The 22,899-nt window shown below is 55.9% G+C and carries 21 protein-coding genes; 18 read left to right on the forward strand and 3 right to left on the reverse strand.

All coding sequences use genetic code 11. The annotated features are described in order from the left end of the window. Nucleotides 1-196: transposase (locus tag QWJ46_RS26210; protein ID WP_275245415.1), on the forward strand; the 196-nt coding region annotated here is incomplete at its 5' end. Nucleotides 197-679: 483 nt separating this feature from the next. On the opposite strand, the gene QWJ46_RS26215 is transcribed toward QWJ46_RS26210, so the two are convergent. Beyond that, complete coding sequence (locus QWJ46_RS26215) at nucleotides 680-1,447, reverse strand: SDR family oxidoreductase (RefSeq protein WP_004671535.1); 768 nt, start codon at nucleotides 1,445-1,447, stop codon at nucleotides 680-682. Nucleotides 1,448-1,581: 134 nt separating this feature from the next. Here QWJ46_RS26215 and QWJ46_RS26220 point away from each other — a divergent pair, with 134 nt between their 5' ends. The 8 genes from QWJ46_RS26220 (at nucleotide 1,582) to QWJ46_RS26255 (ending at nucleotide 8,927) form a co-directional block, all read left to right on the forward strand. Continuing rightward, nucleotides 1,582-2,091, forward strand: coding sequence for a flavin reductase family protein (locus tag QWJ46_RS26220; protein WP_004671533.1), 510 nt, complete (start codon nucleotides 1,582-1,584; stop codon nucleotides 2,089-2,091). Nucleotides 2,092-2,163: 72 nt separating this feature from the next. Next, the gene (locus QWJ46_RS26225; RefSeq protein WP_004671531.1) at nucleotides 2,164-2,571 is read left to right on the forward strand and encodes a carboxymuconolactone decarboxylase family protein; all 408 of its coding nucleotides are present in this window, start codon (nucleotides 2,164-2,166) and stop codon (nucleotides 2,569-2,571) included. Between the two features lie 60 nt (nucleotides 2,572-2,631). After that, on the forward strand, nucleotides 2,632-3,753 hold the full coding sequence (locus QWJ46_RS26230) for an LLM class flavin-dependent oxidoreductase (RefSeq protein WP_011053356.1): 1,122 nt from the start codon (nucleotides 2,632-2,634) through the stop codon (nucleotides 3,751-3,753). 123 nt (nucleotides 3,754-3,876) lie between these two features. Next, nucleotides 3,877-5,046 carry an ABC transporter substrate-binding protein gene (locus QWJ46_RS26235; protein WP_004671529.1) on the forward strand — a complete coding sequence of 390 codons (1,170 nt, stop codon included), beginning with the start codon at nucleotides 3,877-3,879 and terminating at the stop codon, nucleotides 5,044-5,046. 77 nt (nucleotides 5,047-5,123) lie between these two features. After that, complete coding sequence (locus QWJ46_RS26240; protein WP_026188837.1) at nucleotides 5,124-6,341, forward strand: LL-diaminopimelate aminotransferase; 1,218 nt, start codon at nucleotides 5,124-5,126, stop codon at nucleotides 6,339-6,341. Nucleotides 6,342-6,418: 77 nt separating this feature from the next. Then, nucleotides 6,419-6,751 (forward strand): GFA family protein, encoded by a 333-nt coding sequence (locus QWJ46_RS26245; protein WP_225881302.1) that lies wholly within the window; start codon nucleotides 6,419-6,421, stop codon nucleotides 6,749-6,751. Between the two features lie 360 nt (nucleotides 6,752-7,111). Then, nucleotides 7,112-7,630 (forward strand): NAD(P)H-dependent oxidoreductase, encoded by a 519-nt coding sequence (locus QWJ46_RS26250; protein WP_004671524.1) that lies wholly within the window; start codon nucleotides 7,112-7,114, stop codon nucleotides 7,628-7,630. A 16-nt stretch (nucleotides 7,631-7,646) separates the two neighbouring features. After that, nucleotides 7,647-8,927 (forward strand): bifunctional 3,4-dihydroxy-2-butanone-4-phosphate synthase/GTP cyclohydrolase II, encoded by a 1,281-nt coding sequence (locus tag QWJ46_RS26255; RefSeq protein WP_004671523.1) that lies wholly within the window; start codon nucleotides 7,647-7,649, stop codon nucleotides 8,925-8,927. A gap of 236 nt (nucleotides 8,928-9,163) precedes the next feature. Here QWJ46_RS26255 and QWJ46_RS26260 read toward each other — a convergent pair whose 3' ends face one another. Together QWJ46_RS26260 and QWJ46_RS26265 are read right to left on the reverse strand one after the other, a co-directional pair. Beyond that, nucleotides 9,164-10,270, reverse strand: a complete 1,107-nt coding sequence (locus QWJ46_RS26260) for an NAD(P)-dependent alcohol dehydrogenase (protein ID WP_004671520.1) — start codon at nucleotides 10,268-10,270, stop codon at nucleotides 9,164-9,166. A gap of 364 nt (nucleotides 10,271-10,634) precedes the next feature. After that, nucleotides 10,635-11,264 (reverse strand): 2,3-bisphosphoglycerate-dependent phosphoglycerate mutase, encoded by a 630-nt coding sequence (locus tag QWJ46_RS26265; protein ID WP_004671516.1) that lies wholly within the window; start codon nucleotides 11,262-11,264, stop codon nucleotides 10,635-10,637. A 255-nt stretch (nucleotides 11,265-11,519) separates the two neighbouring features. On the opposite strand from QWJ46_RS26265, the gene QWJ46_RS26270 reads away from it, so the two are divergent. From QWJ46_RS26270 to QWJ46_RS26310, 9 genes are all read left to right on the forward strand, one after another. After that, nucleotides 11,520-12,608, forward strand: coding sequence for a substrate-binding domain-containing protein (locus QWJ46_RS26270; protein WP_004671515.1), 1,089 nt, complete (start codon nucleotides 11,520-11,522; stop codon nucleotides 12,606-12,608). A gap of 55 nt (nucleotides 12,609-12,663) precedes the next feature. Further along, on the forward strand, nucleotides 12,664-14,193 hold the full coding sequence (locus tag QWJ46_RS26275) for a sugar ABC transporter ATP-binding protein (RefSeq protein ID WP_004671513.1): 1,530 nt from the start codon (nucleotides 12,664-12,666) through the stop codon (nucleotides 14,191-14,193). 12 nt (nucleotides 14,194-14,205) lie between these two features. Beyond that, nucleotides 14,206-15,147 (forward strand): ABC transporter permease, encoded by a 942-nt coding sequence (locus tag QWJ46_RS26280; RefSeq protein WP_004671512.1) that lies wholly within the window; start codon nucleotides 14,206-14,208, stop codon nucleotides 15,145-15,147. 5 nt (nucleotides 15,148-15,152) lie between these two features. Then, nucleotides 15,153-16,151: an ABC transporter permease gene (locus QWJ46_RS26285; protein WP_026188838.1), complete on the forward strand. Its 999-nt coding sequence runs from the start codon at nucleotides 15,153-15,155 to the stop codon at nucleotides 16,149-16,151. 58 nt (nucleotides 16,152-16,209) lie between these two features. Next, nucleotides 16,210-17,313 carry an NAD(P)-dependent alcohol dehydrogenase gene (locus QWJ46_RS26290; RefSeq protein WP_004671507.1) on the forward strand — a complete coding sequence of 368 codons (1,104 nt, stop codon included), beginning with the start codon at nucleotides 16,210-16,212 and terminating at the stop codon, nucleotides 17,311-17,313. Between the two features lie 12 nt (nucleotides 17,314-17,325). Beyond that, the gene (locus tag QWJ46_RS26295) at nucleotides 17,326-17,637 is read left to right on the forward strand and encodes a putative quinol monooxygenase (protein ID WP_004671505.1); all 312 of its coding nucleotides are present in this window, start codon (nucleotides 17,326-17,328) and stop codon (nucleotides 17,635-17,637) included. Nucleotides 17,638-17,700: 63 nt separating this feature from the next. Next, nucleotides 17,701-18,966: an NAD(P)/FAD-dependent oxidoreductase gene (locus QWJ46_RS26300; protein WP_004671504.1), complete on the forward strand. Its 1,266-nt coding sequence runs from the start codon at nucleotides 17,701-17,703 to the stop codon at nucleotides 18,964-18,966. A 296-nt stretch (nucleotides 18,967-19,262) separates the two neighbouring features. Continuing rightward, nucleotides 19,263-20,228 (forward strand): AraC family transcriptional regulator, encoded by a 966-nt coding sequence (locus QWJ46_RS26305; RefSeq protein ID WP_008534397.1) that lies wholly within the window; start codon nucleotides 19,263-19,265, stop codon nucleotides 20,226-20,228. A gap of 292 nt (nucleotides 20,229-20,520) precedes the next feature. Beyond that, nucleotides 20,521-22,782, forward strand: a complete 2,262-nt coding sequence (locus QWJ46_RS26310; RefSeq protein WP_008534399.1) for a methyl-accepting chemotaxis protein — start codon at nucleotides 20,521-20,523, stop codon at nucleotides 22,780-22,782. Nucleotides 22,783-22,899 lie beyond the last annotated feature (117 nt).

A 22,899-nucleotide genomic window follows, 5' to 3' on the forward strand; every position in this document is an offset into this window, starting at 1 on the left:
GGCAAAGCTGCACTCGACGAATCCAATTGAGCGTCTCAACGGCGAAATCAAGCGACGCACCGAGGTCGTCGGCATCTTTCCGAACGACGAAGCCATCGTCCGTCTCGTCGGCGCACTGCTGCTCGAACAGAATGACGAATGGGCCGTTCAACGCGCCAAGTATATGACGCTTGAGACCATGGCCCAAATGAGATGAGCCCCAAATCAGCCTGCCCCGCTGTGGCACGCTGATATCCCCTTCCGACCCATGTCGGGAAAGCACGGCCATCAGCCGCGACCTACACCACCTCCCGGGACACGATCGTATCACCTTGTATTCCGGACTAAACTTATGCCGACAGCGTTGCGATAGAGGGCATTCGGAACCAGCATGCGGCTATTCCGGAAGGTCGGCACTCGCATGACGTCATCTGACCGACATCGTGGGGTTATTCGACAAAAATTGCGAAATGTCCTTGATCCAGTTTCCGCTGTTAGATCTAGTTGTCGCCGGCAGTCCTTCTCCTTCTCTATCATATTTGCTGGAGCGTGCCGCAAGTCCGACAAGAGCTGCGCCTAGGCCAACAGCTCTGTGCTGTCATTGACGGGTTAGGAACACGTCAATGATCAACGAGGCTGGAGCCTTATACCCGGTGTTCCTGCCTCAAATGTAAGGGCATGACGAGTGCCGCCCTTTCCTTCACTTGACCAGGTGGTTTCCGATCGAGGAGCCGCCATCGACCGTCAGAATGCTACCGGTCGCGAACCTCGAACGATCGGACGCAAGAAAAAGCATTGCTTCAGCAATCTCTTCAGCTGTCCCCATCCGATCCATGACGGCACGGGCGTTGAAATCGCTGCGAAGCTTCGCGGGGTCCTTCGCTTCGGCGAAGATTTTCGTGAAGTAAGGAGAGTCGATTGTCCCTGGAGCGACCGCGTTGACACGAATTCCCTCTTTCGCATGATCCATGGCCATCGCGCGCGTCAGCGAAGATATTGCTCCTTTCGATGCTACGTAGGCAGTCCTGTCCGCGATTGCTGAGGTTGCGGTGTAGGAAGTCGTATTGATGATCGAACCTCCGCCGTTCCGTCGCATAACAGGAATGACGTACTTTGAGCAAAGGAAGATCCCTTTGACGTTTACGGACATAATCCGGTCCCAAGTTTCTTCAGGAATGGTCACCACATTCCCCGTCGTTCCGAACCCGGCATTATTGACGAGCACGTCGACCCGGCCCCACTTTGCGGTCGTCTTCTCAACCATGCTTTCCGCGTCCTTGGCGGACGAGACGTCGACGCGAACACCGAAAGCCTTCGAGCCGATCTCGTTCGCCACACGAACCGCGGCGTCTTCATTGACATCAGCAACAACCACATAGGCGCCGTTCTTTGCGAAAAGCTCGGCTGTCGCACGACCAATGCCGCTGCCGCCCCCTGTGACGATACAAACTCTTTGATTCAAATCCATCGACCATCTCCTCATTTTTGGGTGCCTTAGAAGACATTTTAGCAGACAATCTGTCAATTGTGAAAATCCAGTTGACAGATTGTCTGCTGATCTGTTTATCTAGGCTCGATCGAATTTGGCCGTGGGAGGACAATATGGCCGATACCAGCACTGAGGCGCAGTTGACTTTTAAGGCAGCTATGCGTCGGTTCACATCAACCATCTGCTTGATCACGACCGAACTCAACGGGGTCCGTCATGGCATGGCCGCCACCGCGGTCCAGTCGGTTACCGCGGACCCACCAACTGTTCTTGTCTGCATCAACCAATCGGCTTCGGTGAATCAGCCTTTGAAGATCTCCGGGAAGTTCGCCGTGAACATGCTGCATCTTTCACATGCCGATCTTGTGCCGCTGTTCAGTGGGCAATTGAAGGGTGAAGAGCGCTTTCATTACGGCGAGTGGCTGTCTCTCGACGGCATGCCGGTCCTGTCCGATGCGCAGGCGGCGTTTGTCTGCAAGCTAAAAGATGTCGTTCACGTTGGAACGCATGATGTTGTGCTCGGAGAAGTGCTCGAAGCACGGTTCATCGAGTCAATCGCGCCGCTTCTCTACGAAAACGGTCAACTCGTCAGGTCGTCGTCCATCAGTGGATCGGCCGCATAGTAGGTGGCTTTAACCACCAATCACATCACTCATCGAAAGCCCAAGGGCGGCAAGGAGAAAAGCGTGAGCAATATGGCACCCGCAAGAGAAATTCATGGACGTGAAGTCACAGAGCGCTTTGAGCGCGGACTAAAGACCCGGCGCGAAGTCTTGGGGGGGGGCTATGTTGATGCGTCGGTCAGCAAAGCCACCGACTTCAATTGGCCGATGCAAACCCTCGTCACAGAATACTGCTGGGACGCGATTTGGAATCGGCCGGGCCTGGAGCGCAAGCAGCGCAGCATCCTCAATCTCGGGATGATTTCGGCCCTCAATCGTCCGCATGAGCTGAAACTGCATGTTCGCGGAGCAATCAACAACGGTCTTACCAAAGAGGAAATTCGGGAGGTTTTCCTCCAGGTTTCGATTTACTGCGGTGTTCCTGCGGCCATCGACAGCTTCCGCGTGGCAGCGGAAGTTTTCGACGAGATGGGCATCTAGTTATTCAACGCATTTGAGTGGGCTGAGCATCATCCGTTGCCAGCCCGAGGAGGGACTACAGTGACCGCACAAGACGATTTCCGCGCTGCCGGAAACCCAATGTTCAATGATAACAAGCTCAAGCTCGGCGTATTTGGCACGAATTGCTCGAATGCATGCGCGATTACGCTCGCTGAGACAACGTTCGAACCTACCTTCGACCACAACGTCGAGATTGCAAAGAAGCTTGAGGCAGCCGGTTGGGAATGCATGGTGCCGATTGCACGCTGGCGTGGTTTTGGCGGTCCTTCAAACTTCAATGGCGTGAACATGGATACGTTCACCTGGGCGGCCGCTCTCGCGGCGGTCACCACGAAGCTCCAGTTCTTCTCAACGACTCACATTCCGACGCTAAACCCGATTGTTGCAACCAAGATGGCGACAACAATCGATCACATCTCGAAGGGTCGATACGGCCTCAATCTCGTTACCGGCTGGTTCACTCCCGAAATGGAAATGTTCGGAGTTCCTATGATGGAGCACGACACCCGCTATGAATACGCCACTGAATGGATGGATATCGTCGAGACGCTCTGGAAACGCAATGGCGTTACCTTCGAAGGCGAGTTCCTCAAAGTCAAAGACGCCTTCAGTGAACCCAAACCCTACAACAAGGCGGGTCGCCCGCTCCTGATCTGCGCCGGCGCCTCGGGCAAGGGACTGCATTTCACCGCCAAGTTCTGCGACTTCAACTTCGGCTTCATGCAAGACATGGAATCCGGCGCTGCCTGGGTCAAAAAGGTGAAGGACCTGGCGCGTACTGAATATAACCGTGATCTTGGCACATTCACAGCTTGCCCCGTTATCGTTCGCGAAACGGAGAAGGAAGCAAAGGAATACTACGACTACTACGTCAACCAGAAGGGTGACTGGGAGGCATGCGAGAACATCTGTGAAGTTCTGCAGGTGCAATCTCAAAACCATTCTGCCGAAATGTATCAAAAATTCAAGGAACGCTTCGTCGCTGGCTGGGGTGGATACCCGATCGTCGGCAATCCAGAACAAGTCGCCGACAAGCTCGTGGATCTCAGCAATACAGGCGTCAACGGCGCCTTGCTGACAATGGTCGATTACAACGAGGAACTTCCCTTCTTTAACGACCGTGTCATGCCGCTGCTCAAGCAAGCCGGTCTGCGCAACTGAACCAGTCCTCGGGACGGCGATTGCCGTCCCGACACGAACTCTGCCAGATTCTGGCAGGATTTTCGCGGCTGGCGGCCAAAGGGGCCGGCGGTTGAGCGGAACCACAAGGGGAGGAGGCCCTGAATGCTGAAGAAAATCGTTGCAGCGCTTTTTACGCTGTCGAGCCTTTATCACATGAACGGCGTGGCGAAGGCTGACGGCCTCGATTCGTTGCCGCCGGACCAAAAGGCGCTTTACGAGAATATCGATCCCGCCATTCCGCTCGGGGGGACGGTGTACAAAGATTTTGTTCCAAAACGTCCACCGCCGTGGAAAATTGGTTATGCATCCACATATGCCGGTAATACCTGGCGCGCGAACATCCTGGACGAATTCACCAACGTATTGCTTCCGAGATATAAGGAAGCAGGCCTAGTCTCCGATCTAATCGTCACGCAGTCTGACCTCAAAGACGCTGTCCAAATCCAGCAGATGCGGCAGATGGTTGACGACGGTGTTGATGCGATCGTCATTTGCTGCTCGAACATTACCGCACTTAACAAGACCATAGAGTATGCTCATTCGAAAGGCGTGCCAGTCTTCTCAGTCTCGGGCTATGTCACATCACCCTACGCAATCAATGCCACAGAGAATAACACCGACGGTGGCTACAAGGCTGCTGAATGGCTTGCCAAGGAAATCGGTGAAAAAGGCAACGTCCTGATGGTATCGGGCATCCCCGGTTTCGCATCATCGGACAGCTTCGACATCGGCGCGAAGAACGCGTTCGATAAATTCCCCGGTATCAAAATTGTAGGCACGATAGCTGGCAAATGGACCGACCAGGTCGCCCAGGTTGAGGTTCAGAAGTTTCTTGCCACCAATCTTGCTGAGGTTAATGGCATTCTCGTTCAGTCCGCTTCAGAAAACGGTGTCGTGAACGCAGTACAGCAATCCGGCCGCGACATGATGCCTATCGTGCTCGGGGGTGAGGCTTCGGCAGCCTGCTACTGGCGTAAGAACCCTGATTTCATAAGCAAGAGCTTCCATTTCTGGCCGCCGCGGTCTGATGCCCGCCTTGTGTGGGACGTCATGATGCGAACGCTCGAAGGCCAGGGACCAAAGATCCAGTCGATTCTTCGTCCTGCGCTTCCTTACACCATTGATGACGTGAAGGAAGTGCTGAAGGAAGATTGCGATCCCAATTCCACGGATTGGATCGAGCCGAAGAACAACGGCTGGTGGCCTGCAGACGTCGCTGCAAACTACTTCGAACGTCCTGAAGATCCGTTAGCTTGGCGGCCGAAGAAGTAATGAATGTTCTCCGGAAGGAGACCTCCCAGCCTCCCGCGTCGGTTTCTATAATCGGCGCGGGAGGTATCTGCGATTTGATTGGAAATAGTGTGCTGGACTTTCACAGAATTCAACGTTTGCCGCCTTATGTTTTCGAACAGGTCAACCGTTTGAAAGCAAGCGCGCGAGCGGGCGGCGCCGATATCATTGATCTCGGCATGGGAAACCCCGACCTTCCCACTCCTCAGTCGATCGTCGACAAGCTGTGCGAGGTCGTGCAGGATCCGCGCACCCACCGCTATTCCTCCTCCAAGGGCATTCCGGGGCTGCGCCGTGCCCAGGCCGCCTATTATGCCCGCCGTTTCGGTGTCAAGCTCAACCCGGATACCCAGGTGGTCGCCACCTTGGGCTCCAAGGAAGGCTTCGCCAACATGGCGCAGGCGATCACCGCGCCCGGCGACGTGATCCTCTGCCCGAACCCGACCTATCCGATCCACGCCTTCGGTTTCCTGATGGCGGGCGGCGTGATCCGCTCGATGTCGGTTGAGCCGGATGAGAGCTTTTTCCCGCCGCTGGAGCGGGCGGTCCGGCATTCGATCCCGAAGCCGTTGGCGCTGATCCTCAACTATCCGTCGAACCCGACGGCCCTCGTCGCGACGCTCGATTTCTATAAGGACGTCGTCGCCTTCGCCAAGAAGCATGACATCATCGTGCTTTCCGACCTTGCCTATTCCGAGATCTACTTCGACGGCGCTCCGCCGCCATCGGTTCTCGAAGTGCCGGGTGCAATGGATGTGACCGTCGAATTCACCTCGATGTCGAAGACCTTTTCCATGCCCGGCTGGCGCATGGGCTTTGCCGTCGGCAACGAGCGGCTGATCGCGGCGCTCACCCGCGTCAAGTCCTATCTCGACTACGGCGCCTTCACGCCGATCCAGGTGGCCGCGACCCATGCGCTGAACGGCGACGGTTCCGACATTGCGGAGGTTCGCAACGTCTACAAGCGTCGCCGCGACGTCATGGTCGAAAGCTTCGGGAAGGCCGGCTTCGACGTGCCGCCGCCGGCTGCCACCATGTTCGCCTGGGCAAAGATCCCGGAAAAGTTCCGTCATCTCGGTTCGCTGGAGTTTTCCAAGCTGCTGGTCGAGAAGGCCGACGTCGCCGTTGCACCGGGTATCGGCTTCGGCGAAATGGGCGACGACTACGTCCGTCTGGCGCTCGTCGAGAACGAACACCGCATCCGCCAGGCTGCGCGCAACATCAAACGCTGGCTTAGCGGCGACGAGAAATTTGAAATCAACGTAATGAATCAGTGAAAGGATACCCGATGCCAATCTTCGGATCATGCCAATGCAAAGCGGTAACGTACCAGGTTCAGGAAATTGATGGACCCATGTGGAATTGCTTCTGTCAAACATGCCGGAAGTCACACGCCGCTGATCACAATACCGCTGCGAAGGTGAAAAGCGAGCACTTCAAGATCCTTACAGGCCAAGATACGCTTCATAGCTTCGAATCGACGCCTGGAAAGCTGCGGTGGTTTTGTTCGGTATGTGGCTCGCACGTTTATGCGGAGCGGCCGGCCAGCCCGGAGCTCAAAGTCGTTAGAGCCGGCACGTTCGATACCGATCCTGGAAGTGTGCCGATGTCAAACGTATGGGTATCGCATGCGGAACCTTGGCTCGCCCATGATCCATCGAAGGCAAGCTCACCAGAGTTCCCGTAAGTGACCGGGATACTACCTGTCGTAACTGAGGTGGAGCCACGGCGACCGTATATCAAGCGGCAACGCCTCATTCCGTGTCCAGGAGGTTCTAACGCAAACGTGCTGGGTCGGTAAAAGCGGCAGGGATTGCAGACAGTAGGTGCGCTTGCACGGCGAGCCCACCCATTGAGAGAATAAAGTCGTACGAGACAGAAGACTTCTGCGAAGCAATCCAGCCTTCGAGGTTGGGAAATTACGGGTTGTGAGGGCTCAGGACACCGCAGGACTATTTTTGCCCCCACGGGTCCTCAACGACCTCCATTGCGGTGTGAGTGAAAATTGTAAGATTGTCTTATGCGAGAATGTTGGGAGTCCTGTGACATGAAAGTTGTTGTAATAACGGGGAATTTATCGCGCCCCTCGAAAACCCGGGCCGTAGCAGACTTCATGGTGGATCGGGTGCGCGCGTCCGGCAACGAAGCAAGCTGCTGGGACCTTGTCGACCTTCATCCGCACCTTGGGGCAACAGTGTTGCCCTCCAGCGCCGCTGAGATTGTTAAAGCGGCACTCAACGATATTTTGGCTAGTGACGTGCTAGTTGTTGGTAGTCCGGTCTACAAAGCATCTTACACTGGGTTGCTGAAGCATTTATTCGACCTTGTCGACATGAAAGCGCTTAAGGGCCGCTATGTGATCCCTTTTGCAACCGGTAAAGCATCGAGTCACAAGCCGCTCGTCGAAGCCTCGATGGAAGCCTTATTCGACTTTTTCGAAGCGCAAATACATAGCCGTTTCATTTTCGCTCTCGATGAAGATTTTCAGAACGATGCTCTTTCTGAGAACCTGCGCGCGCTTGTCGACAGAGAGCTCGATGCCGCGCGTCGCGCCGTCAGCCCATAATAAGGAGGAGGATTCCATGTCTTTTTCGAGCATAGATGAGGCGATCGAGGCGATCGAAGCGGGCGAGATGGTTATCGTGGTCGACGACGAAAACCGGGAGAATGAAGGCGACCTAGTCGTTGCTGCCGAAAAAATAACAGCTGAGCACATCGCTTTCATGATGAAATATGCGAGAGGCCTTATCTGCGTGCCACTTCCAGCCGAACGTCTCGACAAACTCGAGATCCCCCTGATGGTCACACGTAATTCGGACTCACTGCAGACGGCATTTACCGTTTCCGTCGATTGCAAACACGGCACAACGACAGGGATTTCAGCCGAAGATCGAGCAGCAACCGTCAAGTCGCTCATCGATCCGCAGACGCGGCCGGAAGACCTATCGCGACCGGGTCACATTTTTCCTTTGCGTGCAAATCGTCTCGGTGTCCTGGGCCGTCCTGGCCACACCGAAGCTGCCGTGGATCTTGCACGACTTGCCGGCCTGGCGCCGGCTGGCGTAATCTGCGAGATCGCCAATGACGACGGAACCATGTCTCGACTGCCAGATCTCGAGAAGTTCGCAATCGAACATGGCCTGCACATAGTAACGATCGACGCTTTGATTGAGTACTGCAGGAGTCGTGATACGAGGGTAAAGCGTTACGCGCAGTCCTTTATGCCAACGCGGTTTGGGGATTTCAAGGCAATTGCTTATCGCGATAGTTTGACGGGAACGGAACACTTAGCTTTGACACTTGGCGAGTTGTGCGAGAAGGAAGACGTTCTGGTACGGGTGCATTCTGAATGTCTGACAGGTGAGGCGTTCCGGTCCATGCGATGCGACTGCGGTCAACAGCTCGAAATGGCTCTTCGGGCGGTCCAGTTAGCGGGCGCTGGTTGCGTGATCTACATGCGTGGGCAAGAGGGGCGTGGCATTGGCTTAGGAAACAAAATTGCGGCTTACAGCCTGCAGGATCATGGTCGTGATACTCTTGAGGCAAATCGGGAACTCGGCTTCGCATCTGATTCCCGCGAATATAACGCAGCGGCGGATATCATCCGCGACCTCGGTATCGGCAGCGTTCGGCTTCTGACCAACAATCCTACAAAAATAGAGGCGCTGCGAACGTCAGGCGTCATCGTGTCGTCTCGCCAGAGTCTGATCGCCGCATCTAGCGCGTCCAACATCACTTATTTTAAGACAAAGCGCGATCGGTTTGGCCACCTGTTGGACCAGGACACGTCAGCTGAACACGTCGGCCGGAGCAACGTCTTTTCAGTGTTTGGCGCGCAGGTGTTCTCTGGACCCCTGGGTTAACGGAGCCGCCCTCGCCACTTACCTGCCGGTGATTGTAGGGGGCCGCCTTTGACCGGCAGAGTCCTAGAGCTTTTGCGTGGGCCCTGCCAGCACATCATTCGTGCAGGCCTATCGGAGTGATGTGGCCCGCGATTGCATCGAAAGCAGCGTTCGACCATATCTCGTCTTGAGCACGGCTGTTCCGACGGATCGCATTTAATCGCGGTCCGTCTTGTCTTTCGAAAAGTCTCGCAAAACTAATGCTTCATGCGAAGGATCGGCTTAATGACTTTGCCGCTCTCGGAATCAGCCATCGCCTCGTTGATCTGGTCGAGGTCATAGAACTGAACCAGTTTGTCGAACGGGAAAAGTCCCTGCTGCCAATACTCGATCAACTGCGGGACGAACTCGGACGGAACGCTTTGTCCTTCGACAACGCCGATCAATGTGCGGCCGAAAAGGAAGTTCCCGATATCGATCGTGCCTTCAGTGCCGAGAGCGGACGAGCCAACGAGACCGCATGTTCCCGGCGTACCAAGGCAGTCGACTGCCTGACGGAAAACTCGCGGCGAACTCGTGCATTCCAAGCTGAAATCAACGCCTGCGGGGACGATCTTCCTGATCGCGGCAACGCTGTCCAATTTGCGGGCATTTATCGTGTGCGTCGCCCCGAGTTCGCGCGAAAGTTCCAGCCGTTCATCGTTCAAGTCGATCACGATGATGGTCGCGCATCCGGCGATTTTCGCGGCCATCGTAGCCGCCATGCCAACCGCACCAGCACCGAACACTGCTATTGACGAGCCGGGCTTCGGCTTGAGGCAATTCAGTACCGCGCCAGCACCGGTCTGAAGCCCGCACCCGAGCGGTCCGATCAACTCGAGTGGAACATCCTTTGCAACCTTCACGGCGTTTCGTTCGCTGGCGATGGCGTAGGTTGCAAATGACGACTGCTCGAAGAAGCAGCCACTAATCTGTTTCCCGTGAGAATCATGGATCGGGCAGGTGCCATCCGGACGAGTGCCGCGGAAATTGCGACCGAAGAAGTCCTCGCAGTAGAAAGGTGTACCGGAAAGGCACTTTTCGCACTTGCCGCAATAGGCGTAGCTCAAAGCAACGTGATCACCGGGCACAAGATCTTTAACTGCGCTCCCGACGGCCTCGACGACGCCAGAGCCTTCGTGTCCCAACACAACAGGTTGAGGTACGTCATATCCCTGGTCCCTGACCACCAGGTCGGTATGACATACCCCCGATGCGACGATGCGGACCAAAATCTCGTCTGCACGAGGTTCCTCAATCCCTATGCACTCCAAGATCAAGGGCTTCGCCTTTTCGCGCGAGACCGCCGCATATGCCTGCTTCATGTAACTGTTCCTCCAAGGCTCACAACGCAATTCGCGCGAACGTACTCATCGTCAGACAATCAGTCAATAATTACTCTATTAAATTAGATCAGTTCAACCGGAGCAGGGCTGCATTTTTGCAAAGTCACGAGTGAACGCTGATTTGAAGTGATCAAAGGGTTCCGATGCATGTTCGAAAGGGAGCATGCGTCTTGTCCCGCTTTGGGCTGAAAGATCGGCAGACGAAAATTTAGTAGCAACGTGTGAGGCGAGCCGGATGGCGTCGCTTGCCGACGTCGAGCCGGTTCTGAAGGCTATCGACAGCTTCGAGACACCGGTATTGCCAAGTTCAACCGACTACAAACGATGCTACTGCCAGCCAGGCTTAACAGACAGTACCAACCAGGACGTTAGTCTTCTCGATGATCGAGAGGTCCGACGCAATCCGGTATACAGTTGGCGCGGCGGTCGGTGACTCAATAGCGAGCGTATCCTGGATCGTGAGGCGTTCGATGCCCTGCTTTAGTGACCTGATCGTATTCCCGTGGGCCACCACAAGAACCGATTTCCCTCTCAACAAGGGGGGGAACGCTTCGCTTATCAAAAAGGGCAGAACCCTCGCGCTTATGTCCCGTATGCTTTCTCCCCCAGGTGGTGGAGTGCTGTACGAGCGGCGCCAAACCTGGACAACATCCTGGCCCCACCGCTCACGTGCCACGTTCTTGTTGATGCCGGTGAGCTGTCCGTAGTCGCGTTCGTTCAACTCGGTTCTCCTGATTGGCTCCAGCAGATCGCCGTTGGTTTCGTTCAAAATCGCTCTGCAAGTGTCGACTGTGCGCAAGAGGGCAGAGCTAAACGCAATATCGAACGAGATGCCGAGGTTCGCGAGCAGTGAGCCGGCTCGCCTGCTCTCAGACCAGCCCTCCTGTGTGAGCGGCACGTCGCTCGTACCCGTGAACTCCCCGCGCGCGTTCCCTTCGCTTTGGCCATGCCGGACAATCACCAGAGTGGACATTCATAACCCTCCCATCGATTTAGCGAACACGAATATTGTCGCACTATCGGACAATCCGTCAAGTGCGACTATGTGCAAGTGAAAACAAAACGATGTCGAAAAAACAAACGTCGAAGTTTATATTTATTGACAGATTGTCTGATAGCTCATACCAATGCACTCCGCCGTATTGAGGAGAGTCCGGCACGGCTTGGGAAGGCAAGGCTCTCGCCTTAACAGACAATGCCGCCCAGAGCGGCCGGAGGAGGAATTTTCATGAAGAGACGTACATTTCTACAAGCGAGCGGGGCAATTGCTGTAGCCGGCACGTTCGGAATGCCGGGGATTCTTCGCGCCGACGACGCGATCAGTCTCCTACCTGACACTTGGCCCTCCGAAGGCGCCAACCCAATTGTCGACGCGGGTAAGTTCAAGAAGTCAGGCCCGTGGAAGATCGGACACAGCCACTACGGCCTCGCTGGTTCAACGCATACCTACCAGACGGCGTTTGAAGCCGAATATGAAATAAAAAAGAACAAGGATCGGATCGCTGATTACCAGTTCCGGAGCGCTGATCTCAATGCCTCCAAACAAGTTGCCGATATCGAGGATCTGATCGCCCAGAAGGTCGATGCGATCATCATCGCACCGCTAACCACCGGTTCCGCCGTCGAGGGCATCAAGAAGGCAAAGGCTGCTGGCATTCCAACCGTAGTCTATCTCGGACGCGTCGACACCGAGGAGTTTACGGTTCAGGTCCAGGGCGACGACTTCTATTTCGGGCGCGTGATGGCTCAGTTCCTCGTCGACAAGCTTGGCAACAAGGGCAAGGTATGGGTTCTGCGTGGCGTCGCCGGGCATCCCATCGATGCAGATCGTTATGCAGGCGCCATGGAAGTCTTCAGCAAGTCTGGACTTCAGATCACGTCGACCCAGCACGGAAGCTGGTCTTATGAGGACTCAAAGAAGATCGCCGAAAGCTTGTATCTCTCCGACCCAGATGTCGCGGGCATCTGGACCGATGGAGCCAACATGTCTCTTGGCGTTTTGGATGCCTTGCAGGAGGCTGGCGCCTCAACGATCCCGCCAATCACGGGCGAAGCACTTAACGGCTGGATGCGTCGTTGGAATGACGAAAAACTTTCCTCGATCGGTCCGATTTGCCCACCCGCTCTGTCTACTGCCGCGCTACGGGCCGCCTTCGCCTTGCTGGATGGGAAGCCGATTCAGCGTAACTGGACGAACCGCCCCAAGCCGATCACCGACGAGACGCTCTCCCAGTTCTATCGCGCAGATCTCACTGATGCGTACTGGGCGCCGACCGAAATGCCGAACGAAAAGCTCCTTGATTATTTCAAGGCTTGATGAACTACGGGCACGATCACTCGTGCCCGTATCCCTGTCGAAGATGGAAATTCCCATGAGCACGCTTGTCGAGATGGTCGGCATCAACAAATCGTTTGGTTTCACGAAAGTCCTTTCGGACGTTCGCTTTTCCCTGGAACGTGGCTCCGTGCACGCTCTGATGGGGGAAAACGGCGCGGGGAAGTCCACCCTGATGCGTATTCTGGCGGGGGTATATCAGCCGGGCGCAGGAAGTGTTCGGCTCCGCGGGGAGGAAGTCAATTTCCGTTCCCCTAAGGAGGCACGGTTGGCGGGAGTGTCGACGGTGTTTCAGGAGTTTACCCTGATCCCCAATCTCACCGTTGCTGAGAACATGTTCCTGGGCCACGAACCTCGTCGCATTGACGGTTCGATCGATAGCGTCGAGGTAGTGAAACGCGCTCGCGCTTTGCTGGCTGACGTATTTCCACAGCTCGACGCAACCGCGATCGTCGAGACACTGACTGTCGCGCAGCAGCAGGCAGTAGAGATCGCGAAGGGACTTACGTCGAACGCGGACGTATTCATCTTCGACGAGCCAACGGCGGCGTTGAACTCGACCGATGTCGCGCATCTTTTCAAGGTTATCCGCGACCTTAAGGCTCAACATAAGGCTGTCGTCTACATCTCTCATCGCATGAATGAAGTCTTCGAACTATGCGACACCATCACCGTCATGAAAGATGGCGCTTGGGTAAGGACTGCAAGAGCGCAGGACTTCAACTTGCAAACGCTGGTAGCGACAATGGTTGGTCGCGAACTTCAGAACTTCTTTCCGCCGCGCTCGCAGGCCACCGGAGCGGCAATGCTGGAGGTTTCGGACTTGCGCCTCGACGACAGCAGCTCGACAGTCACTTTCGTTGTCAGAAAAGGTGAAATCATCGGGCTGGCAGGGCTCGAAGGACAGGGCCAGCGAGAGATAATGCGTGCCATTGTGGGCGTTGAATCGCCAAAGGCCATCGCCGTGTGGCGTGCCGGCCCCGACAACAGCATGCACGTGGTGAATGTAGGGTCAGGGTTCGCTCGCGCGGTCGCATCAGGAATCGGTTTTATCCCTGAGGACAGGAAGCAGGAAGGGCTGTTCCTGCGCCTGCCTATCTACGACAACATCGCGCTGGGAAAACAGCTCAATCGGAATATGGCAAGCGTTGCGTGGCGATCGGTGTCGAGGGTCCGCGAGGTGATCAAGTCGTTACGAGTTGCGGCCGCCGATCCCAATGCGCCCGTAGGTAAACTCTCGGGCGGGAATCAGCAGAAGGTGCTGCTGGGCCGCTGGTTGCTCTCCGGAGTGGACATCCTCGTTATTGAGGAGCCCACGCGCGGCGTCGACGTCGGTGCAAAGGCAGAGATTTACAGATTGCTGCGGGACTTCAGTGATCGTGGCGGTGCGGTCGTGGTTTCGTCGCGCGAGCACGCTGAGCTTATAGGGCTCTGCGACAGCATTTTGGTCGTTCATGACAGGAAGATCGTCGGGCAGATGTCCGCAGAGGGGGCGACCGAGGAAAGAATCCTCGAGACTGCGCTGGGGGCGAGTGCGTCACCGGATCCCCGTGCTGCGGTGCATTGAGGAGGATAACTTATGAATTCATTTGCCAGTCGCCTGAAGCTCCCTTATCGCGCGGGAGCGATCGGGCTTTCCATTGGAACGCTCCTGGTGATGGTTGTCGCCTCGGTAATATTATTGCCGGACTTCATGGATCCGGAGAATTTGTCTAATCTCCTGGCGCAATCGACGGTGCTCGTCATCTCGGCTCTCGGTCAGACGTTCGTCATTCTCACTGGCGGCCTCGACGTGTCGGTTGGGTCCGTCATCAGTCTAACGACGACGATCATGACGCTTGATCTTCCTGAGATAACCCGCGTGCTTATCTGCATCGCGGTGGCGATGGGGTTCGGAGTAGCGAACGGTTACGGTGTCGCGCGCCTCAATGTACATCCAATCATCATGACGCTGACAACAATGGGCATCGGCCAAGGTATCGCGTTGATCATTTTGCCAATCCCAGGCGGGCGCGTGCCGGAGTGGCTTTCCGGCTCGGTAGCCGGATCCATCGGCCCCGTACCTAACTCATTGTTTTGGTTGATCACGGCATCGCTCTTCGCATCCTGGATTCTCTATCGTCGTCCCTTCGGCCTCTACCTCTTCGCTTCCGGCGGCAATGACTTCAACGCACGGATGAACGGTGTTCCCGTCGAGCGCACCATCATCAAAGCGTATGTTCTTTCTGCTCTATTCGCATGCGCTGCGGGGATGTTTCTTGCAGGTCGCCTTGCATCGGGTGATCCTAAGGGCGGCGCTTCATTCGGGATTGAGTCTGTAACGGCTGCAGCATTGGGTGGGGTCCACCTCGCCGGGGGCATCGGAAGCATTGTGGGAACCGTCGTTGGCGCGGCGATCCTCGGGACAGTGAATAATGTGATGAATCTGGCCAACGTCTCTGCATTTCTTCAGTCGGTCGTCAAGGGTGTGTTGCTTCTCGTACTCGTCGTTTCGCAGCGACGCAAAACAATCGGACTTTGAAAGAAATGGACTTCTCGATGACCACATCAGACTCGAAAACTGAAGCACCATCTCGCTCATTGAGGGGTAAGAGCGCCATTTCGTGGATACTCGGGCTACCGCCCGCATACTATGTGCTCGCAATCCTGGTTGCGGTTGCTCCAGCAGTGAGCGCCACGCTCATAAATCCCAACTACTGGTTTGTAATCCTCAAGCAGTCAGCGCCGCTCGGGATCGCGGTGCTCGCCCAGTCGCTTGTCATGCGGGTGCGATCCATCGATCTCTCTGTCAGCGGTATTTTCGCGTTCGCGATTTATCTGGCCAGCTCGGGCCAGCTCAACAACTATCCACCGCTAATGACCGTCCTCATGCCTGTTGTGATTGGGCTAGCTGTGGGGGGTGTAAACGGAATACTCGTAGCATACGTGCGCGCTTCTGCCGTTATCTCCACACTAAGTGTTTCGGCCATTCTGATTGGGATCGTCCAATACATGAGCGCCGGCCGCGCGCCCGGTTCAACGCCAAGCTGGCTTCGAATACTTACGAGCGGCAATATCCACGGCCTTTCCTATTCCGTGGTCCTGTGGATCGTCATCGCCGCCCTGATTTCTATCGCATTTCGCTTTCTCATCGTCGGGCGTTACTTCAGGGCCGTCGGCGACAATCCGAGGGCGGCGGAAACTACAGGAATTCCGTTGGCACGTACGATTTTTGTCTCGCACACGCTCGCGGGCGCCCTGACAGGCATCGCGGCCCTGGTCCAGGTATCCGCGTTGGCGGTCGGCACCATCAAGCCAGGCTTCGACACCTTCATGAATGCTCTCGCCGCCACGATCCTCGGCGGTGTGACGTTCGGCGTCGACCGGGGCGGCGTCGCCGGGCCGTTCGTTGCCGTCGTTGCCTTCAGCTTCCTGTTCGCGATGCTGACCGTCTTCGGCATCCAGGAGCCGGGCAAGCTTATCGTCCAGGGCGTGATCATTGCATTTGCCGCAATCATCTACGGTGCGCGCGCGGGTCGCGTCTAGTCCGTCGGGCCGATCAAGTCATTCCCGTAGCAATTGCGGGAGAACGCAGGAGAATATAATGGTGAAAATCACTGCGGCTGTCGCCGTGAAGCCAAAGAGCCCGCTGGAATTCCGTGAACTCGAACTGGCTGACCCCGAAGGCAACGAGATCCTGGTTCGCACGGTTGCGAGCGGGATCTGCCACACGGACTTGCTGCTTCGCGACGGTATTTTTGGCCCGCCGGCACCGGTGATCCCGGGGCACGAAGGCGTCGGCGTCGTCGAGGCGGTCGGACCAGAAGTTCAGAGCCTCAAAGTGGGTGATCACGTCGCACTGAGCCAGAGCTCATGCGGATTCTGCGCCGACTGCCGCCGTTCTCACCCAATGAACTGCCAAAACTATACCCAGTACAATCTTACGGGGCTTCGTCCGAATGGTAAGAAGGCATTGCTCTGCGATGAAGTTGGCATTGGCAGCAATTTCGTGGGCCAGTCGTCCTTTGCGACGCATATCCTTGCGACTGAAAACAATGCAGCGCTTTTGCCGAAAACAGACCTCGACCTTACCGACGCTGCGCCACTCGGGTGCGGCATGGCAACGGGTGCAGGAACAGTGATAAACGCGATGAAGCCGGAAATAGGGTCGACGATAGCCGTTTTCGGCGCAGGTGCTGTCGGCATGGCCGCCGTGATGGCCGCCAAAGTTCGTCGGTGCAGCAAGATTATCATCATAGATCTGAATCAGCAGAGGCTAGACATGGCCATGGGGCTTGGTGCCACACATGCGATCAACGGCAAAGATCCCGACGTAGTCAACCAGATCCATGCGCTGACGGGCGGCGGTGCCGACTTCGCGATCGACGCAGTTGGCATCATTCCGGTTATTCTGAACTCGATCAAGTGCACCCGTGCCGGCGGGCACGTTGTCTTGCTCGGCCTCGACGCGCTCGGGAACGACATTCCCATCCCCCTCGATCTAATGGTGTTCAATCGCAAGATCCAGGGTGCGATCCTTGGTGATCAGATTCCACAGCTGTTCATTCCGCAGATGATGGATCTTAATCAGGCTGGGCTTTTCCCCTTCCAAAAATTGATCACCAAGTATCCCTTCGAGAAGATCAACGAAGCGATCGCGGACGCCGAAGCCGGGCGAGTGATCAAGCCGGTCGTCGTTTTCAATTAGGAGCCAGCGCAAATGACATCGAAGAAGTCAGAGGAACAGCACCTTGTCGTTGAATTCAAAACCACGTCCCAAAATCGAAATCGCGTAAAAGAACTCCTTCAGGAATTCATTGGACCCGCCCGCGAAGAGTCTGGTTGTCTCTACTACGACCTCTACCAGCGGTCGGACGATCCGAACACTTTCATCATCTTAGACGGCTGGCAGAATGAGGCGGCTGTCGTTGGCCATGGCGAACATCCTAATGTCAAGCGGGTGCTGGAGCCTCTTCTTCCACTGTTGGTGAGTCCACCGTCGATTAATGTAAATACCCGTATCAGCGACTGATCGGGCGCAATGGCCATTTCTACGAGGCGCGCGCCCCGAGCGCGCAGGTTTGAGGGAGACGAAATGGATACGCATCGAGTTGTCGTAGTCGGCGGTGGCTTTGCCGGACTCCAGTTAGCGAAGGACCTCAAGTGTCCCGACACTTCCATAACGATCGTCGACAGGCGCAACCATCACCTCTTTCAACCGCTCCTCTACCAAGTTGCCACGACTGTATTGGCAACCTCGGAGATAGCCTGGCCCATCAGAGCATTGTTCAGAGGACGAAAGGATGTATCGACGCTGCTGGGCGAGGTTGTTGGCGTTGATACCGAGGCACGCGTAGTATCGCTCAAGGATGGGAATGCTATTCCCTATGACACGCTCGTTCTCGCGACAGGTGCAAGGCACGCCTATTTTGGCCGGGACGAGTGGGAGCCGTTTGCGCCCGGGCTAAAGGCACTCGAAGACGCGACGACCATCCGGCGGCGGCTTCTTCTCGCGTTTGAGAAGGCCGAATTGGAGGCTGATCCCGAACGGCGGAAGGCAATGCTCACGTTCAGCATAATCGGAGCAGGCCCGACAGGCGTGGAGATGGCTGGGATTATAGCGCAACTGGCCCAACGAACCCTTGTTGAGGAGTTCCGTAGCATCGACACCAGATCGGCGCGCATCCTTCTCATCGAGGCAGGTCCACGTGTCCTACCCGTGTTCCCGGAAGCACTTTCGAGATATGCCGAGCAGTCGCTAATCAAGATGGGCGTCGAAGTGAGAACAGGCATTCCCGTGACGGCATGCAACGAGAACGGCATCGCGATCGGAGATGAGTTCGTTTCAAGCCGGACCGTCATCTGGGCTGCGGGGGTGCAAGCGTCGAACGCCGCCGCCTGGGTCGGTGCTGAAAAGGACAGGGCGGGTAGGGCGGTCGTGCAGCCAGATCTGACTGTTGGCGGTAAGCCCGAGATTTTTATTATTGGAGATACTGCCTCCGTGAAGGCCGCTGATGGAACACCCGTCCCCGGAGTGGCTCCCGCCGCCAAACAGCAAGGCAAATATGTCGCTTCGGTAATTGAAGCACGACGTCTGGGTACACCCACTCCAAGTGCGTTCAGATATAGGCATCTGGGAAACCTGGCTACCATCGGGCCGAATTCGGCTGTTATCGACTTTGGGAAGATCCGGCTCAAGGGCGGAATTGCATGGTGGATTTGGGGGCTTGCCCATATCTACTTCCTGATAGGTACGAGGAGCAGATTGGCAGTGGGACTAAGCTGGCTATGGATCTTTGTTTCCGGCCATCACTCCGCACGTTTGATCACGCAAAAAGAAACCTTAAAGGATGAGGTTTAGTCGCTAGCGCGAGCACGCCCGAGTCTGCTGGGCCGTGAATGGAGACCATCAAAGGCCAGACATTTGGGAATCGGTTGCGAAGCGATGGTTGGCAGCAGGTAACAATTCTGTCGGAGTTCCATATATAACAATGATTGATCTTCGCACTATCAACTTAGGCGACTTCGACTGCGTCGAATTCACGGCGAGGACTGGCCGCGACAAGTCAATTGCCCTGTCCGCCTGTCGTTAGCGATAGGCGGGCCTCATGCTTGAATACCGTTTCGGGAAGGAAGTGATGATGTGGAGAGTTGAGAGTGTCCCCCTCTAAGATTGACCATTTCTCGCTCAAAGGTACCTGCAGCGAGGAACTCGCGGCAGCGCTTTCGAGGCTTTCCCCGCAATCTGAAGCGCATGTACATGGCGATAAGACGATCGCCTACGATGTACATGCGATTACCAATGGTCCGATTGCAGTTATTGCCGCGCACTACGAGGGCGACCTAACCGTCCAGCACCGGGGACCGGCGGAGGCAAACATCATCATGCTTCCACTACATGGGCGATCGGTCGTTACCGTTGACGGCAGACAAATCCCGTCAGAGGGAACGCGGGGCGTTTTCGTGAACAGTATGTCGGCGAGTACGACCCAATTCATTGGGCCCAGGAAACATTTGGGGCTTAGGATCGCCCATGATGAGCTGACGCGCCGTTTGGGATGTCGGCTCAATACGCCAATAAGAGGCAGCCTCGATTTTTCGCCAGAAATCGACCTATCGGTCGGGTTCGGCTCCCTTTTGGTTCAACTGGTACCAGTGCTGTATGCTGGATTACGAGACGGAACCCTCCTTCAATCACCGATAGCACTTCATCACCTCACTGAAACGACGATGGAGCTTTTGATCGAAGCTGCGCAGCATCGCTACTCATCTGAGTTATGCCGCGTTGCTGAATCACCCTTACCCAAGGCCGTTAAGCGGGCGGTCGACTATATGCGTGCCAATATTACTCGGCCGCTATCTCTTGAGGAAATCGCAACGGCTTGTGGCGTAAGCCGACGCACTCTTCAAAGCGGTTTTCGCAACTTTCGGAATACGACCCCTCTGGCATTCCTGCAGCACCTACGGTTGGAATTAGTGCATCAGGAACTGATGACAGGCGAACCTGGCCTCTCGGTCACGCAGGTCGCTCTGAAATGGGGCTTCGTGCATAGAGGCAGATTTTCTGCGGACTATCGCAAGCGCTATGGGGTACTTCCCTCGGAAACATTGCGTATATCATAAGCAGATTGCGCCGACCGAGCTACGATCAGCCGGCACGCTCGACCGTCCTCAAGGCTTGCAGCAACAGCACTCTCCAGAAAAGCCGACTGCCTCGGCCCAAGATCTGTCTTGCAGATGATCCCCTGAACGCGACGATGTTCCGATCTGCGCAACGCAGTTCAAGACCACTACAGGGGTTAATCTTATAGTAATTATGCCGAGGTCATCTCACACATAGCGGTCAATGTCGCAATGTTCTGGACCGCGTCGCTAATGGAAGCCGGTGTAATTTATAGTCGTCTATGAGGAACATATGTCGAGACTGCCGCTATCTCTACTTTTAATGATTTTGGCAATTATCCCGTTGACGGCGTTCGTAATCATCGGAGTATCAACATCACTGGGATATTACCGAGAATACTCTACCTTCCGCAGCGCACAAACAACGCAGCGACTTGGGCGGGAAGGCGGATTCCTCGCCCAAGCTATAGCGGCGGAAGCGTTTGCAGGCGCCGACGTGCGTCGGGCAAAGCAAGCTGCATCGGACAGGGCTTTTACAGCGGTCTTTTCCGCTTACGACTCTTGGAAAAAGGCATTCGACGATCCGGCCATAGAACGGGCGGTACAGATCATTCGTGAAAGGCGGGACAATATCGATAGCTTCCGCCGGCGCGTCGATGACGGAACGGCTAGCGAGGCGGAGGGAGCTGTTGCTTTGCGCCCAGCTGCCCTTGCGGGCTTGGAGCTCGTCCGTCGCACTGGGGCGACTGTCAATGATTTGGATTTAGCACGCCAAATTACCGGTTTTCACGCGCTCATGCAGATCACGGAAGCTAGTTTGCTGGAGATCAGGCCCGGCCGAGCCTACGTCAAAAATTCAGCCATGTCCGTCGATCTATTTTCGTCCCTCTTACAGTCAAAAAATCTAAAGCAGCTTTATGTGCCTGCGATGCAGGAATTTCTCCCCGCCGATCTCGTCAAATCTTATGACGACTTCGAGGCCAGCGCCGCAGGCAAGTTCATCGCGGGCGTTCGCGATCAGATGTATGCAAACCAGCCGGGCGTTTCCTTCCCCCCCGAGACGTTGGATCGATGGAATGAAATCACCCAACAGCGGGCTGCTTTGTTGACCGCACTCATTATGCGCACCGGCGACGAGTTGGACGAGATGGCATTTCAGCGTTACGCCGATCTTCGCAATGCCTTTATCGGCTACTCCGGCGCCACGCTTCTGATCATGTCTACGGTACTCATTTTGTGCATTTCGGTCGTTCGGAGAATTTCAAGCTCCATTCGGACTCTGACAAGCCGAATGAAGGCACTCGCAGAAGGCGATACGTCGGCGCCGGTGCCCTTGACGATCCGACGCGACGAGATCGGGGACATGGCGCGTTGCCTTGAGTTTTTCCGCGGCGCGGCCATACAGAAAAGTAACCTGGAGACATCCGCGGAAGCTGAGCGCATTCGTTCTGACCAAGAGAAGCTGGATATTCAGGTAAGGGCGGAAAAAGAAGCAGAAGAGCGCCTCATCCGAGCGACGACGGCATTGGCAACCGGGTTGAAGCGGATGGCGGATGGAGACTTGATTTATGAAATTGAGGAGCCGTTAGCGCCACAGTTTGAAAGTTTGCGCAGGGATTTCAACGCTTCCATTCGTCAGCTCCGGGACGTGCTTGTTACCGTCGGCCATTCAGTCGAAACGGTCACGAATGGCAGCTCGGGCGTCTCGGCCGCATCTGAAAATCTTTCAAGACGCACGGAGCAGCAGGCGGCTTCGCTCGAGGAAACTGCAGCGGCGTTGGAGGAGATAACCGTCAACGTTGCATCGACCACGAAGAGGACGGCTGAGGCGCGCGGAGCCGTCCAACAGATGCGAGATCATGCGGAAATGTCCGGTCGGGTTGTACGCGATGCTATCGGCGCCATGAATCGCATTGAAAACTCCTCCAAGCAGATTTCCCAGATCATCAGCGTCATCGACGCGATCGCCTTCCAAACGAACCTCCTGGCGCTGAACGCCGGCGTCGAAGCAGCGCGTGCTGGCGACGCGGGAAAAGGCTTTGCGGTTGTTGCCCAGGAGGTCAGGGAGCTTGCACAGCGCTCAGCGACAGCGGCAAAAGAAATCAAGGATCTCATCGGCAATTCAGCTCTTGCCGTCGACGAAGGCGTAAGGCTCGTGAGTGAAACCGGATCGGGCCTGAGAACGATTGAAGAGCTTGTGCAGGATGTAAATCTTCATATGGACGCAATCGCAACGGCCTCCCAGGAACAATCGTCGGGCCTGCGCGAGATCAACGGCGCGGTTAACCATATGGACCATGCCACTCAAGAAAATGCGAGCATGGTCGCGGAGATGAATACTGCAGGATCGCACCTCGCTCAAGAGAGCCAAAGCCTAGCCGCACTGTTGAAACATTTCCACTTCAAAGACGAGAGCGGGAAGCCACAGAAGGTCACGGGCGAACTTGGGAAGAGCTTCCCGCCCGGTCAGACAATGGTTGACCGCGGAGACTATCCGATGCGCCGTGGTAACCTGGTGCTCGCGCCTTCGAATGATGATTGGCAAGCGTTCTAAATGATATGGGCGGCGTCGCCGACCACATGCAAATACACGTCTTTGATGATTCTGAATGAGAGCGATATCCCGGTGGGGTAGCGGCATGGTACTCCGCCAAATGACTTGTGCGGTCCT

It is taken from the genome of Rhizobium sp. CBN3 (genome assembly GCF_030518245.1).
Taxonomy (GTDB): Bacteria; Pseudomonadota; Alphaproteobacteria; order Rhizobiales; family Rhizobiaceae; genus Rhizobium; species Rhizobium aethiopicum_A.

What these genes read in the sequence shown, in the direction of transcription:
- QWJ46_RS26215 (WP_004671535.1), bottom strand. Translation starts at nt 1,447, where the DNA reads ATGGATTTGAATCAAAGAGTTTGTATCGTCACAGGGGGCGGCAGCGGC.
- QWJ46_RS26220 (WP_004671533.1), top strand. Translation starts at nt 1,582, where the DNA reads ATGGCCGATACCAGCACTGAGGCGCAGTTGACTTTTAAGGCAGCTATG.
- QWJ46_RS26225 (WP_004671531.1), top strand. Translation starts at nt 2,164, where the DNA reads ATGGCACCCGCAAGAGAAATTCATGGACGTGAAGTCACAGAGCGCTTT.
- QWJ46_RS26235 (WP_004671529.1), top strand. Translation starts at nt 3,877, where the DNA reads ATGCTGAAGAAAATCGTTGCAGCGCTTTTTACGCTGTCGAGCCTTTAT.
- QWJ46_RS26245 (WP_225881302.1), top strand. Translation starts at nt 6,419, where the DNA reads ATGTGGAATTGCTTCTGTCAAACATGCCGGAAGTCACACGCCGCTGAT.
- QWJ46_RS26250 (WP_004671524.1), top strand. Translation starts at nt 7,112, where the DNA reads ATGAAAGTTGTTGTAATAACGGGGAATTTATCGCGCCCCTCGAAAACC.
- QWJ46_RS26255 (WP_004671523.1), top strand. Translation starts at nt 7,647, where the DNA reads ATGTCTTTTTCGAGCATAGATGAGGCGATCGAGGCGATCGAAGCGGGC.
- QWJ46_RS26260 (WP_004671520.1), bottom strand. Translation starts at nt 10,270, where the DNA reads ATGAAGCAGGCATATGCGGCGGTCTCGCGCGAAAAGGCGAAGCCCTTG.
- QWJ46_RS26265 (WP_004671516.1), bottom strand. Translation starts at nt 11,264, where the DNA reads ATGTCCACTCTGGTGATTGTCCGGCATGGCCAAAGCGAAGGGAACGCG.
- QWJ46_RS26270 (WP_004671515.1), top strand. Translation starts at nt 11,520, where the DNA reads ATGAAGAGACGTACATTTCTACAAGCGAGCGGGGCAATTGCTGTAGCC.
- QWJ46_RS26275 (WP_004671513.1), top strand. Translation starts at nt 12,664, where the DNA reads ATGAGCACGCTTGTCGAGATGGTCGGCATCAACAAATCGTTTGGTTTC.
- QWJ46_RS26280 (WP_004671512.1), top strand. Translation starts at nt 14,206, where the DNA reads ATGAATTCATTTGCCAGTCGCCTGAAGCTCCCTTATCGCGCGGGAGCG.
- QWJ46_RS26285 (WP_026188838.1), top strand. Translation starts at nt 15,153, where the DNA reads ATGGACTTCTCGATGACCACATCAGACTCGAAAACTGAAGCACCATCT.
- QWJ46_RS26290 (WP_004671507.1), top strand. Translation starts at nt 16,210, where the DNA reads ATGGTGAAAATCACTGCGGCTGTCGCCGTGAAGCCAAAGAGCCCGCTG.
- QWJ46_RS26295 (WP_004671505.1), top strand. Translation starts at nt 17,326, where the DNA reads ATGACATCGAAGAAGTCAGAGGAACAGCACCTTGTCGTTGAATTCAAA.
- QWJ46_RS26300 (WP_004671504.1), top strand. Translation starts at nt 17,701, where the DNA reads ATGGATACGCATCGAGTTGTCGTAGTCGGCGGTGGCTTTGCCGGACTC.
- QWJ46_RS26310 (WP_008534399.1), top strand. Translation starts at nt 20,521, where the DNA reads ATGTCGAGACTGCCGCTATCTCTACTTTTAATGATTTTGGCAATTATC.